Source organism: Mesorhizobium sp. WSM4983 (genome assembly GCF_029625765.1).
In the GTDB taxonomy this organism is placed as follows: domain Bacteria; phylum Pseudomonadota; class Alphaproteobacteria; order Rhizobiales; family Rhizobiaceae; genus Mesorhizobium.
This window is the reverse complement of the sequence record NZ_JARTVM010000013.1, coordinates 21,763-35,360: the sequence shown is the minus strand read 5'-3', so window position 1 is coordinate 35,360 and position 13,598 is coordinate 21,763. Positions and strand designations below refer to the sequence as shown.

The window sequence follows — 13,598 nt, the reverse complement described above, 5'->3', positions numbered from 1 at the left end:
CCCCGGCGCGCAAAATTGGGCCAGCAGTGAAAGTGGGATCAGCGCGCCTTCTTGGCCTGCGACGTCTCGGTGCTTTCCTTGATCAGCCGGTCGATATGCATGCGGATATGAGCGGCTTCGGCGGCGGTGTTGGCTAAAGCGATCGCGCGGTCGAAGGCCACGCGCGCCTCCTCGCTGCGGCCAAGCTGCATCAGCAGGCCGCCCTTCAGGCCGAAGAAGTGGAAATAGCCTGCCAGCCGATCCTCCAGCGGCTCGATCATCGCCAGCGCCGCTTCGGGGCCGCGCACCTTGCTCACCGCAACCGCGCGGTTCAGCGTCACTACCGGCGACGGCTGCATCTGCTCGAGCAAGCCGTAGAGCAGGTCGATCTCGGTCCAGTCCGTATCCTCGGGTGTTGCCGCCCGCGCATGCAATGCCGCGATCGCCGCTTGCACCTGGTATGGGCCAGGCTTGCGATGACGCAGCGCCTTGTCGACCAGCGCCAGGCCCTCGTCGATCATCTTGCGGCTCCAGAGCGACCGGTCCTGATCCTCGAGCAGCACGATCTCGCCATGCGCGTCGAAGCGCGCCGGCGCGCGTGCATGCTGGAGAAGCAGCAGCGCCGTCAGCCCCATGATCTCCGGTTCCTGCTGAAACAGCCTGAGCAGCAGCCGGGCGAGCCGGATCGCCTCCTCGCAAAGCGGCGCGCGGGCCGGCGCCTCGCCGCCATTGGTCGAATAGCCCTCGTTGAAGATCAGATAGATCATGGCCGCGACCGCCGCCAAGCGCTCGGAACGCTCGACCGCGCCTGGCGTCTCGAACGGCACGCCGGCATCGGCGATGCGCGCCTTGGCCCGGGTGATGCGCTGCTCCATGGCGCTCTCGCCGACGAGAAAGGCGCGCGCGATCTGCTTGACGGTCAGGCCGGAGACGATGCGCAGCGCGACCGCGATCTGCTGCGTCGCCGGCAGGTCCGGATGGCAGCAGATGAACAGGAGCCGCAGGATATCGTCGCGATAATGCGCGCCGTCCAGCCGCTCGGCCATATCGCCTTCGGCATCCTCGAGATCGGAGATCTGGTCCTCTTCCGGCATCGGCGCCTGCTTGGCGCGCTTGCGCACCGCGTCGATGCCGCTGTTGCGGCCGACGAAGATCAGCCAGGCCGCCGGATCGCGCGGCGGCCCGTTTTTCGGCCAGTTCTTCAGCGCCCTCAGGCATGCATCCTGGAAAGCTTCTTCCGCGGCGTCGAGGTCGCGGAAATAGCGCAGCAGCGCGCCCATCGCCTGCGGACGGGCGGTGCTGATCGCGTTGCTGATCCAGGCAAGCTCGGTCATGCGGGAACCTTTGTCGGATTGAAGACCGAGATCGGCCTGATCTCGTAGGAACCACCGCTCGGATTGACCTCGGAGAGTTCGCGAGCGAACTCGACGGCTTCGTCCAGGTGATTGCATTCGAGCGTGTAGAAGCCGAGGAACTGCTCCTTGGTCTCGGCGAACGGGCCGTCGAGCACCACCGATTCGCCCTTGACCTTGCGAAGCGTCGTCGCGGCTGTGGTCGGCAGCAGGCGCGCCACCGGCCCCAGCCGGCCTGCCCTGGCGTATTTGTCCTGTACGTTGAGGAGCTTTGCCATGACCTCCTCGTCCTGTTCCTTGCTCCAGGAGCAGACGACGTCTTCGGAGGCATAGCAGAGGATGGCATAAAGCATGGCGCGTCCTTTCCGTATCAAAGGACGCAACAGTAGGACCCTTCCCGACACAAGGTCGACAAAAAAGTTGTAGGGCTATCGAGGGTTTACGCTATCCTCCTGGTGGTCAGGCTTCGCGCGCCTGCAGCCATCTCAGCACCAGTGTCTCCTCCTCGTCGAGGCCCGGTATAAGGCGCTTTCGTTTGTTGGCTTCGGCTATTTCGCCGAGCAGCTTCCCTTCGGCCCACGCCTCGAATACGAGCGGATGGATATAGCACCGGCGGCAGACGGCTCGCGTATTGCCGAGTCGTTCGGCGACCTTGTCGACGACACTGTTCATCACGCGGTTTTTCTGGGTGATGCTCTCGGGCAACTCCGCCTGCGCGAACAGGGATGCCGCATGGATGGTGCCGCCCCAGGTGCGAAAATGCTTGGAGCTGAACTCCGGGCCAGATGCCTCGCGAATATAGCGGTTGACGTCCTCCGACCGCAGCGGCCGGCGTGTTCCCTCGTCATCAAGATACTGAAACAGCTTCTGGCCAGGCAGGTCCTGCGCGCCGCGCACGATCTTGGCGATGCGTCGGTCGACGAGCTTCAGCTTCCATTCCTTGCCGGACTTGCCCATGAAGGAGAAGCGCAGGCTGGAACCGGTGATTTCGACATGGCGGTCGCGCAGCGTGGTCAGGCCGAAACTCTTGTTGTCGCGGGCATAGGCGGCATTGCCGACACGGATCATGGTGTTGTCGAGCAGCCAGACGACAGAGGCGACAACGCGCTCCAGCGGAAGTCCATGACGGCGCAGGTCGGCATCGACCTGGCGCCTCAAGGAGGGCAGGCTTTGCGCGAAAGCAACGAGGCTGGAGTATTTGACGCCGTCCCGTTCCTCGGTCCACTGCGGATGATAGCGGTACTGCTTGCGTCCGCGCTGATCCCGGCCGGTCGCCTGGATATGGCCGTTCGGGTCGGGCGAGATCCATACATCCGTCCACGCGGGCGGAATGACGATCGCCTTGATACGGTCAAGGGTGGCCGCGGTGACCGCACTCCCGTTCGGGCCGACATAGGAAAATCCCTTGCCTTTTCTCAGGCGCCGGATGCCCGGATCGGCATCGCTGACATAGCTGAGCGCGGCGCGCTCGGCGGAACTCTGCGCGCCGTTCCCTTGTATTTCCAGACCACCCGCCAGGCGGCCGAAGGACGATTGTGCTCGTTGCAGCATGGTAACTCCACGGAACTGGTCCGTAGATAAGCCGCGCGACAGCGGCTGGTTCCGCCGTCCCCAGAGGGCGTCCTTCAGCTCCGCCGGTCGGCGGACACCTCAGCCATCCAAAGCCTGCCGTCGTCGACATGGGTGGGAAAGTAGTCTCGCCCGGCCGGTATCGCTTCCAGAACCGCTCCCGACTCGTCCGTCAGATAGTCGTAGCCGATCTGCTGCAAACGTTGCTCCGGATCGAGATGATTGTAGAGGTCGCGACGTGCCACGCGCCGTTTCGGCTCGATCATCTTCAAATGATAAAGGTTAAGGCCGCTGTCCCGAAGCTTGAAGCGCAGATCTTCGGGGAACCAGGCCTCATGCAGCCCTTGCGACCGGCTCAGATCCGGGTGATAGGCGGGGAAAAGCCTGTGCTGCATCTTTTGGCCCCAGACGCCGTCGATGCGATAGCTTGCCGGCGTATACATCTCCCTTAGGCGAAATCCCCAGGCATTGCGCCTGGACCCGCTGGTCAGTTGGCCTATCCGGCTTGCCACGGCATCTTCCAGCCTTTCGTCCGGATCGATTGCCAGAAGCCAATCGGCACCGGCCTCATAGGCCGCGGCAATAAGCGCGCGCCGCCTCTGCGGTTCATTGCTGAAGACCGCATCCGCCGAGCGATCGTCATAGGCGATCCAGCCATCGACGATTGCGTCGAGATTGGCGAGGAGGTCTGGCACCAGATGCGCATCGTAGCGATAGCTGAAAATGGCGACGATCCTTTGCCGCGACCAAAGCCATCGACCGCGCCGCCGGCGCGGCTGCTTCATCTCCATGGTGATCATGGCCGCGTGCCTGTCCTATCGCCATGCGTTACGCCGACGGCTGCCCCCAGCGATTTTGCGAACAATGCCGCCCATACGATCGGCAGCGATAACATCGCGAAACGTCTATCCTCTTCGGCCAGGCCTTCTTTTGCGAACTTGCCGACATTGCGCCGGTCCCGAAACACCCCTTTGAAAATCCGCAATGGCTTTCGGTGTCCAACGGATTTGAGGTAGGTCCCATATCGGTATCCGCGCAGATACTGGTCGACAATCACTCGGATCAGCCGTGTCTCGTTGCGATGGACGGTAAGCACCGCCGGCTCCCATAGCGGCACGACCGCCTTCGGCAGCCTTTCCAGGAATTCCGTGTCTTCTCCCGTCGCCATTTGTTCGTCGAACAGGCCATACCGATCGAACAATTTTCGGTCGAAAGAAACGCCGTAGCGAAGTGCCTTATGAGCGGGAAGACCTGGCAGGCGCCGCATATAGGTAACGAGATGGGCCGCGCACGCGACCAGATTGCGCGGATGACTGTTGGCGATGGCGCTTGCCACGGCCGCGACGCCTTCCCGGTGATGGCGCAGCCGGACCTCTGCCCATCGCGGGCATGCCAGGCAATCATCCGCGAGAAAGGCGATGAAAGGAGCTTTCGTCGCCGCTATGCCGCGATTTCTCGCGGCCCCGGCAAAGAGCCTTTCTTCGCACTCGATGACTGGCACGTCGAGTCCGGCATTGGCCAGAAGCGCCTGGGCATTCCCGCCGCCGGAATTCACGACCACCACCTCGAGCGGGATGTTCTGGCCGAGCACCGACCTGACCGCCGCGACCAGATCGGTCGGAGCCCGAAAACCTATCACCACGACTGCAAGTTCCGGCCCGTCGGCCATCAGGCACTTTGCAGTTGGACGCGATGGGCCGGGAACCGGCGCCGCGCCGCGATTTTGAGCCGGTAGCGCATGCAGCGCCAGATGTCGGTGGAAACCTTGGGCGCCGCTTCGGCAACCGCCAGGAATTTTGCCGCCGTTTCGAGATCGCCGCGAGCGTAGTGTACGCGGGCGATCTTGAGCGCCACAAGCCCTTCCCTCGCTTTCAACGACGATTTCGCAATGCCGCAGTCGGCGAGTTCGCGCAACGCCAGGCGCCATTCGAGGAAGCGTCGCGCAGGCTTTATCGCGAAGCGGTCATCCGAACGGTCCGACGATACGAAGTAGACCATGATCGGTTGCCTCACGACCGCGAGCGATGCCTTGCTCATAACCCGCGCCCAGAACAATGTGTCCTCGTCGTAGGCAAGACCGGTCGGGAAGCGCGTGTCGCCGACCGTATGCCGCGACACCAGCGCGCTGCCGACGGCAATCGACCGTATCCTGCCTTCCACATAGGCGGAGGCATTGGCGAGCCCGGCAGTCATGTAGCCGGCCGGCGTTTTGAACTGTCGGTCCCGGCCATCGGTCCGCCGGCGGTAGGCGCCGACCACCATGTCGGCGCCTGGCTTGGTCCTGGTCTTGGACAGCAGCGTCCGCAACCCACCCTCGATATGCAGATCGTCGGCGTCGATCATGTAAATCCAGGGGAAGCGCGCCTCGGCCAGCGCAAGATTGCGGGAGCCGCCCGCGTCTCGACAATTGGACCGGATGATCCGGAACGGCAGCGCCAGCCGCGAGGCTGCGTCCGCGGCCACGGCCGCCGTGTTGTCCGTCGAGGAATCGTCGACCAGTATCACTTCGCCGATGATCTCGGCTTCCGAGCGCAAGGTTGCTAACGTGTCTGCAACGGTTGCCGACGCGTTGTGTGCTGGAATGATGATGCTGACCGATGTCAACAATTGAACTCCGCGCAAGTGCCCGGCAGGCCGGTCCACGGTCCGGCGGCAAGATAGCGGCGGGATCGCGATTTGAGAAGCAGCCGCATCACCGATCGTGCGCCTTCAGGCAGCGACCGGGATGACATCGACCGCCTGCTCGCCGATCTGCTCGCCGGTGGTTTTCAGGACGCCGACAATCGGCGCCACGTCGGAATAGTCGCGGCCGTATCCCACCGTGATATGGTCGTTGCTCGCCCGCATGCCGTTGGTCGGATCGAATTCCTGCCAGCCGGCATCGCGCCCGCACCAGGCCTTGACCCAGGCATGCATGGCGTCGGCGCCTTCGAGCCTCGGCTTACCCTTGGGCGGGATCGTGCGCAGGAAGCCGCTGACATAGCCGGCGGGGATGCCAAGCCCGCGCAGCCCGGCGATCATGATGTGCGAGAAATCCTGGCAAACTCCACGCTGAAGCGCAAAGGCATCGCTGGCGCGCGTCTGCACGGTAGTTGCCTTGCCGTCATAGGTGAAATCGCGGTGGATCCGATTGCAGAGATCGACCGCCGTGGCGATCGCCGAACCGGCGAGGCTTTCCCGCGCATAGTCCGTGATTACCGGATCGATGCTGGCGTGGTCGCTGGCGGCGAGGAAGTGATGCGGCGCGTCGGGGGACAGCGAACGCACCGCGTCGAGTTCCGCCCTCAAGCCGTGAATGTCGGGCGAGACGTCGAGGCCGGCTTCCGGCCGCGATACCGACACACGGGCGCTCATCCTGACGTGGAGCTCCTCATGCGCGTCGCGAACGGCGATCGCAGTGACGTTGTTGCCGAAGAAATCGGAAAAATCCGCGCGCTCGGCCGGATTCGGCTGGAACGACAGCGAGGCGGCGATAACCCGCTGCACGCCGGCGATCGTCTGTGGCAGCACGCGCACCTGGTGCCTGCCGCCGCCGGCTGCGGCCGCATAGCCGTAATGAAGATGGAGCCTGATGTCGTAGAGCATTTATCCGAAATAGGCCCTGGCGAGACTGTTGTAGAGATCGCCGATCTGAATGGCGAGATCGTCCAGCACCTTCGCGGTCATGTCCTGAGGCTCCATCACGGCGAGCGCCGTGTTGAGCTGCAGGATTTCTTTCGCCGCGGGCGACATATGTCCCTCGCCCCCGACGGAAGGCAGCATGCCGATCTCGGCCTTGAGCCGCTCGAGCTGGAACAGGATCGAGCGCGGGTTGAGCGGATCGAGCGCCAAGAGGTCTATAACCGTGCGCCGGCCTGACTGAACCGGATATTGCCGGCGGTGGGTCATGACGCTGTCGCCGATCTCCAGCATCATGTCGAGTGCGCCGTCGGGCGCGTCTGCCTTTGTCAGCCTGGCTAGCGTGCGCGCGATCTGGATGCCACGTTCCAGTCGGCGGCCGATCTCCAGGAAGCGCCAACCGGTGAAGCGGTACATGTTCTCGTGCAGCAGCCCCGAGAAGCCCGCAAGCTTTCGCAGCATCACGGTCATCGCCCGCGTCGCGTCGTCGCCCGGAGCGACCGTCTCCGCGAATTTGTGGATGGTCTTCGACAGATCCTTCAGCGCCAGCCAGCCATCCGGCGAGAAGCGGTCGCGGATCTGGCCGGCGCTGTAGACGGCGCTGTCCAATGTGCCGATCAATCCAAGCGGGATCGCGGTTTCGACCTCGATGCCGAACGGTTCGAGATAGTCTCTGATGTCGGCGAGCAGCGGCATCTCGGGATCGGATGTCTCCGCCAGCCTGACGTGATAAGCGCGCAGCACCCGCACCGTGTCTTCCGAGCGCTCGATATAGCGGCCAAGCCAGGTCAGGTTTTCCGCGGCGCGGCTCGGCAGGCTGCCGGGCATGGTGCGGGTGAAGCCGTCGGTCTCCTGCGGCAGCAGCGTCTCCCGCTCGACAGGCCTGTCGCTGACCACCCAGACATCCGCCGCCTGACCGCCGCGCTGCATGGCCATCGCGGTCGGGTCGAGCGAGAAGCCGACGCGTGCAAAGCCGCCGGGCATCACCGTCCAGCCTTCGTGTGTTCGCGCCAGGTAGACGCGCAGGCTGGCGGGCCGCGGCTCCAAGCGGCCGCCGGCAAAGACCGGCGTAGTCGAGAGCGTGACCGCCTCCTGGCCGACGAAGCCAACCCCGTCGGCTTCGATCCGCGCGATAAGCTCCGCCCGCTCGCCGGCCGAAAGCGCCGAACCGAGCCTGGTCGCGCCATCGTCCTCGAAGGCAAGCCGTGTCGACAGCGCCGGGCCAACCACCATGCGGTCGATATTGGCCAGCACATGGTCGCGTTCGGCCTGCTGTCCGCACCACCAGGTGGCAATGTTCGGCAGCTTGAGTTCCTCGCCATGCAATTCCCGCGCGATCCGCGGCAGGAAAGAAAGCAGCGCCCGCGTTTCCGCCAAGCCGGAACCGAGCCCGTTGACGGCCGAGACGGTGCCCCGCCGGATCGCCTCGACCAGCCCCGGCGTGCCGATCTGCGAGTCCGGTTTGAGCTCCAGCGGATCGGCGAAAGCGGCATCGAGCCGCCGCCACAAAACGCCGATCGGCATCAGGCCCGAAACCGTGCGCACCATCAGCCGGCCGCCGGACACCGTCAGGTCCTCGCCTTCGAGCAGCATAATGCCGAGATAACGCGCGATATAGGCGTGCTCGTAATAGGTCTCGTTGAGCGGTCCGGGCGTCAGGATGGCGACGCGGCCGCCGGAATCCTTCGCCATGCCGTTCAGCGCATCACGGAAGCGGCGGAAGAAGCCGGCCAGGCGATGCACATGCAGCTCGCCATAGATGTCAGACAAGGCGCGCGTGGTGGCAACGCGGTTCTCCAGCGCAAAGCCGGCGCCCGACGGCGCTTGCGTGCGGTCGCCCAGAACCCACCAGCGGCCGTCGGGGCCGCGGCCGAGCTCGAAGGCGACCATGTGCAGGAAATGGCCGCTGGCCGGACGGACGCCGACCACCGGGCGCAGATATTCCGGGCTCGCCGCGATCAGCCCCGCCCGCAGGATTCCCTTCTCGATCAGCCGGTTCGGCCCGTAAATGTCGGCCAGCATCGTCTCGAACAGGTCGGCGCGCTGGACGAGGCCGGCGCCGATCTCGGCCCATTCCTTCTCGTTGATCAGCAGCGGGACATGCGCCAGCGGCCATTCGCGCTCGTTGGCGCCGGCTTTGTCGTAGACGCGGTAGTACACGCCGGCATCGCGCAGATATTGGTCGGCGCGGGCAAAGCGCTGTCCGAGCGCCTCAGCCCCCAGATCGTCCAGCGCTCCGATGAAGGACTGCCAGGCCGGGCGCGGATTGCCCGACGCGTCGACCATCTCGTCGACGACGCCTTCAATCGGCCGGTAATGCTCCAACAGGCTCTGCGCCCGCGGCCTGCCGCCCGCCCGTTTCTGATTCCCCTTGGCCATGCTCGATCAGAATCTCGCCGGTCGCCTGAGGTCAAGGGTCATGGGAAACTCTTCAGAACCTTGTTCTTCACGCAGCACATAGGCACCCGGCGTATGGCCGCGCGGCTCGAAGCGGGCCAGCCGCCGCGCCTCCGCCTCGTTGCCGTTGACCGGGAAGGTCTCGTAGTTGCGGCCGCCCGGATGCGCGACATGATAGACGCAGCCTCCCAACGAGCGGCCCGACCAGCGGTCGTAGATGTCGAACACCAACGGCGTGTTGACCGGAAGGGCCGGATGCAGGCCGGAGGCCGGCTGCCAAGCCTTGAAGCGCACGCCTGCCACCGCGACCTCTCTGCTGTCGGTCGCCTTCATCGGTACGATGCGGCCGTTGCAGACGACCGCGTGACGCTCCGGATTGAGGCCTTGCGTCCTCACCTGCAGCCGCTCGATGGACGAATCGACGAAGCGGACCGTGCCGCCGATCGCGCCTTGCTCGCCCATCACATGCCAAGGCTCCAGCGCCTGCCTGAGCTCCAGCTTGACGCCGCCATGCTGCACCTGGCCGCAGAACGGGAAGCGAAATTCGAGTTGGGCTGCGAACCATTCCGGGCGGAAGTCGAAGCCGTTGAGCTTCAGATCTTCCAGCACGTCGAGGAAATCCGCCCAGACATAATGCGGCAGCATGAAACGGTCATGCAGCGACGTGCCCCAGCGCGCGAAGCGGCCGTCGAGCGGGTTCTTCCAAGCCCGCGCGATGATAGCGCGGACCAGCAATTGCTGGGCGAGCGACATCCGGGCATTGGGTGGCATTTCGAAGCCGCGGAACTCGACCAAACCGAGCCGTCCCGTCGGACCGTCCGGCGAGAACAATTTGTCGATGCAGATTTCCGAACGGTGCGTGTTGCCGGTCACGTCGGTCAAGAGATTGCGGAACAGCCGGTCGACCAGCCACGGCAACGGCGCCTCGCCCTTGTCGGGATGCGGCACCTGGGCCAGCGCGATCTCGAGTTCATAGAGGGAGTCATGCCGTGCCTCGTCGATGCGCGGCGCCTGGCTGGTGGGGCCGATGAACAGGCCGGAAAACAGATAGGAGAGCGATGGGTGCCGCTGCCATTGCAGCACCAGGCTCTTCAACAGGTCCGGCCGGCGCAGGAACGGACTATCGTTGGGCGTCGCGCCGCCGACAACGACATGATTGCCGCCGCCCGTGCCGGTGTGACGGCCGTCGATCATGAACTTGTCGGTGCCGAGCCGCGACTGCCTGGCTTCCTCATAGATCGCCGTGGTCGTCGCGACGCATTCCCGCCAGTCGGCGGCCGGGTGGATGTTTACCTCGATGACGCCGGGATCGGGCGCCACGCGGATGACGTTGAGGCGCGGGTCGTGCGGCGGCCCATAACCCTCGATATGCACCGGCAGGCCGATCGCCTTGGCCGCGTTCTCGGCCGCCGCCACCAGCTCAAGATAGTCCTCAAGCGCCTCGACCGGCGGCATGAACACGCAGAGCCGCCCGTCACGAGGCTCGACGGTGAGCGCCGTGCGCACCGCACCGCCGATCTCGGTGATCTCCTGCTCGATGCGGTCCTGCTGGCCCGTTGTCGCGGTGAAGGACGCTGCCAGCTGGCGGCGCGCCATTTCGTCGGGGCCCTCAAGTTCTGCTGGGGCAGGTTCCGGCAAGAGAGCGTCGCGCGCCGGCAGCGTAGCGCGCGGCAGCGACGGATCGACCGGCACGATATAGGGGTATTGCGCCGGCGGCACGTAAGGCAGCGCGCCGAGCGGCAGCCGATAACCGACCGGGGAATCGCCCGGCACCAGGAACAGCCGGCCGCGCCGCGTCTTCCACTTTTCCGAACGCCAGCGCTGCCCGGCGGCCTGGCTGTTCCAGCGCTGCACCGGCAGCACATAGCCTGACGGCTTGGTCAGGCCGCGCTCGAACACACGTGCCATGCGGCTGCGCTCTTCCGGATCCTCCAGCTTCGAGTTGGACGGGTCGACATTATCCGGCAGCTTGCCTTCCTTGAGCAGCCATTCGGCCGGATCCTCATAGGCCTCGCCGACCATCGCCTTGTCGATGCCGAGCTCGGCGGCGATCGCCGTGAGCAAGCTTGCGGCCTGCTCAGGCCCGACAGAGACGGTGCTCGTTTCGCGCGCGATCAGCGACGGGTCGCGCCAGACCGGCTCGCCATCGGTGCGCCAAAAGAGCGAGAAGGTCCAGCGCGGCAGGCTCTCGCCCGGATACCACTTGCCTTGCCCGTAGTGGAGGAAACCGCCCGGCGCGAAGCGCTCGCGCAGCCGGCGGATCAGCTGATCCGCCTTGTCGCGCTTGGTCGGCCCGACGGCCGCCGTATTCCATTCTGCGGACTCGAAATCATCGATCGACACGAAGGTCGGCTCGCCGCCCATGGTAAGCCGCACATCCTGTTCCCGCAAAACCGCGTCGACCTTGTTGCCCAAGGCGTCGAGCGCCTCCCAGCTTTCATCCGAGAACGGCTTGGTGATGCGCGGATGCTCGGCGATGCGCTGGACGCGCATGTCGAAGCCGAAATCGACATTGGCGAAGCTCGCCATGCCGGAGATCGGCGCGGCATTGCGGAAGTGCGGCGTCGCCGCCAGAGGCACATGGCTTTCGCCGGTGAGCAAACCGGAAGTCGGGTCGAAACCGATCCAGCCGGCGCCCGGAATATAGACTTCGCACCAGGCGTGCAGGTCGGTGAAATCGACCGAGGTTCCAGGCGGTCCGTCCAACGAGACGAGGTCCGGCTTCAACTGGATCAGGTAACCGGAGACAAAACGCACCGCGATGCCGAGGTTGCGCAGCATCTGCACCAGCAGCCAGCTTGAATCCCGGCACGAGCCTTTGCCTGCGGCCAGCGTCTCCTCCGGCGAATAGACGCCGGTCTCCATGCGCACGATATAGGCGATCTCGCGCTGCAGCCGCGCGTTGAGGCCGACCAGGAAATTGACTGTGTTTGTCGGACTGCGGTCGATGGTTTTCAGGAAGGCCGACAGCAATGGGCCGGCCGGCTCGGGCGTGCGGTATATGGCGAGGTCTTGGCTGATCTCTTCCGGGTACTCGAACGGGAAATTCTCGGCCGATTCCTCGACGAAGAAATCGAACGGATTATAGACCGTCATATCTACGACGAGATCGACTTGGATCTTCAGTTCCGTCACCGGCTCCGGGAAGACGAAGCGGGCGAGGAAGTTGCCGTACGGGTCCTGCTGCAGGTTGACGAAATGGTTCTTCGGCTCGACCTTCAGCGAATGGCTGAGCACCTTGGTGCGCGAATGCGGCGCCGGCTGCAGCCTGATCACCTGAGGGCCGAGAACGACCGGCCGGTCGTATTTGTAATGGGTCAGGTGGTGGACGGCTGCCAGAATTGCCATTGTGCCCCGGGGAACGGCGTTTCAATCGCCGAACCCTGACATAAGTGCTGGGCATTCTCCAAGCAGAGATGTTGCGCTGCACCTAATTTAAGCAGCGTTGCCGGCTTAGAAAAACGCCTGAAGCCCCGTCTGCGCCCTACCCAGTATCAGCGCATGCACGTCATGCGTGCCCTCATAGGTGTTGACCGTCTCCAGGTTCTGGGCATGGCGCATCACGTGATAGCCGATCTGGATGCCGTTGCCACCATGCATGTCGCGAGCCTGGCGGGCGATGTCGAGCGCCTTGCCGCAATTGTTGCGCTTGACGATCGAAATCATCTCCGGCGCCATCTTGCCTTCGTCCATCAGCCGGCCGACGCGCAGCGAACCCTGCAGGCCGAGCGCGATCTCGGTCTGCATGTCGGCGAGCTTCTTCTGGAAGAGCTGTGTGCCGGCGAGCGGCTTGCCGAACTGCTTGCGGTCGAGGCCGTACTGCCGCGCGCGGTGCCAGCAATCCTCGGCCGCGCCCATGGCGCCCCACGAGATGCCGTAGCGCGCGCGATTGAGACAGCCGAAGGGTCCCTTCAGGCCCGAGACATTGGGCAGCAGCGCCTCCTCGCCGACCTCGACGCCTTCCATCACTACCTCGCCGGTGATTGAGGCTCGCAGCGAAAGCTTGCCGCCGATCTTCGGCGCCGACAGCCCCTTCAGGCCCTTTTCCAGCACGAAGCCGCGGATCTGGTTGTCATGCGCGGCCGACTTTGCCCAGACGACGAAGACGTCGGCGATCGGCGCGTTGGAAATCCACATCTTGGAGCCGGAAAGCCTGTAGCCGTTCGCCGTCTTCTCGGCCCGTGTCTTCATGCCGCCCGGATCGGAGCCGGCATCCGGCTCGGTGAGGCCGAAGCAGCCGATCCATTCGCCGGAGGCGAGCTTCGGCAGGTACTTCTTGCGCTGCTCTTCCGAGCCGTAGGCATGGATCGGATACATGACCAGCGACGACTGCACGCTCATCATCGAGCGGTAGCCGGAATCGATGCGTTCGACTTCGCGCGCCACCAGCCCGTAGGTGACGTAGTTGGCGCCGAGCCCGCCATATTCCTCTGGAATGGTGATGCCGAGCAGGCCCGCCTCGCCCATCTCGCGGAAGATCGAGGGATCGGTTTTCTCATCGGCATAGGCTTCCTCGATGCGGGGCGCCAGCTTGTCGGCGGCGAACGCCGCTGCGCCGTCGCGCACCATCCGCTCGTCTTCGGAAAGCTGGTCCTCGATCAGGAAGGGATCGTTCCAGACGAAGGCGTTCTTCTCGGCGGCCATGAGGTGGGTCTCCCGGTAAAATCTTGGATGGCCCGGCTT

The 13,598-nt window shown here is 64.6% G+C and carries 10 protein-coding genes; all 10 read right to left on the bottom strand.

Annotated features, from left to right (window positions below):
- Positions 1-38: 38 nt before the first annotated feature.
- The 10 genes from P9254_RS26135 to P9254_RS26090 all read right to left on the bottom strand — a co-directional run bounded on the left by P9254_RS26135 (position 39) and on the right by P9254_RS26090 (position 13,559).
- Complete coding sequence (locus P9254_RS26135; RefSeq protein ID WP_278053780.1) at positions 39-1,313, bottom strand: RNA polymerase sigma factor; 1,275 nt, start codon at positions 1,311-1,313, stop codon at positions 39-41.
- Positions 1,310-1,684 carry a YciI family protein gene (locus tag P9254_RS26130; RefSeq protein ID WP_067002334.1) on the bottom strand — a complete coding sequence of 125 codons (375 nt, stop codon included), beginning with the start codon at positions 1,682-1,684 and terminating at the stop codon, positions 1,310-1,312. The genes P9254_RS26135 and P9254_RS26130 overlap by 4 nt, the downstream gene beginning before the upstream one ends.
- Positions 1,685-1,790: 106 nt before the next feature.
- Entirely contained in the window at positions 1,791-2,882 is a 1,092-nt protein-coding gene (locus P9254_RS26125) for a DNA topoisomerase IB (RefSeq protein ID WP_278054643.1), read from the bottom strand.
- Positions 2,883-2,956: 74 nt separating this feature from the next.
- Positions 2,957-3,700 (bottom strand): hypothetical protein, encoded by a 744-nt coding sequence (locus P9254_RS26120; RefSeq protein WP_095823368.1) that lies wholly within the window; start codon positions 3,698-3,700, stop codon positions 2,957-2,959.
- Entirely contained in the window at positions 3,697-4,569 is an 873-nt protein-coding gene (locus P9254_RS26115; RefSeq protein WP_067326139.1) for a glycosyltransferase family 2 protein, read from the bottom strand. The genes P9254_RS26120 and P9254_RS26115 overlap by 4 nt, the downstream gene beginning before the upstream one ends.
- Complete coding sequence (locus P9254_RS26110) at positions 4,569-5,504, bottom strand: glycosyltransferase family 2 protein (RefSeq protein ID WP_095823369.1); 936 nt, start codon at positions 5,502-5,504, stop codon at positions 4,569-4,571. The genes P9254_RS26115 and P9254_RS26110 overlap by 1 nt, the downstream gene beginning before the upstream one ends.
- A gap of 105 nt (positions 5,505-5,609) precedes the next feature.
- Positions 5,610-6,485: a transglutaminase family protein gene (locus P9254_RS26105; RefSeq protein ID WP_067326134.1), complete on the bottom strand. Its 876-nt coding sequence runs from the start codon at positions 6,483-6,485 to the stop codon at positions 5,610-5,612.
- Positions 6,486-8,897: a circularly permuted type 2 ATP-grasp protein gene (locus P9254_RS26100; RefSeq protein WP_278054646.1), complete on the bottom strand. Its 2,412-nt coding sequence runs from the start codon at positions 8,895-8,897 to the stop codon at positions 6,486-6,488.
- Between the two features lie 6 nt (positions 8,898-8,903).
- Positions 8,904-12,263, bottom strand: a complete 3,360-nt coding sequence (locus P9254_RS26095; RefSeq protein WP_278054648.1) for a transglutaminase family protein — start codon at positions 12,261-12,263, stop codon at positions 8,904-8,906.
- Positions 12,264-12,368: 105 nt separating this feature from the next.
- Positions 12,369-13,559 carry an acyl-CoA dehydrogenase gene (locus P9254_RS26090; protein WP_067002729.1) on the bottom strand — a complete coding sequence of 397 codons (1,191 nt, stop codon included), beginning with the start codon at positions 13,557-13,559 and terminating at the stop codon, positions 12,369-12,371.
- Positions 13,560-13,598 lie beyond the last annotated feature (39 nt).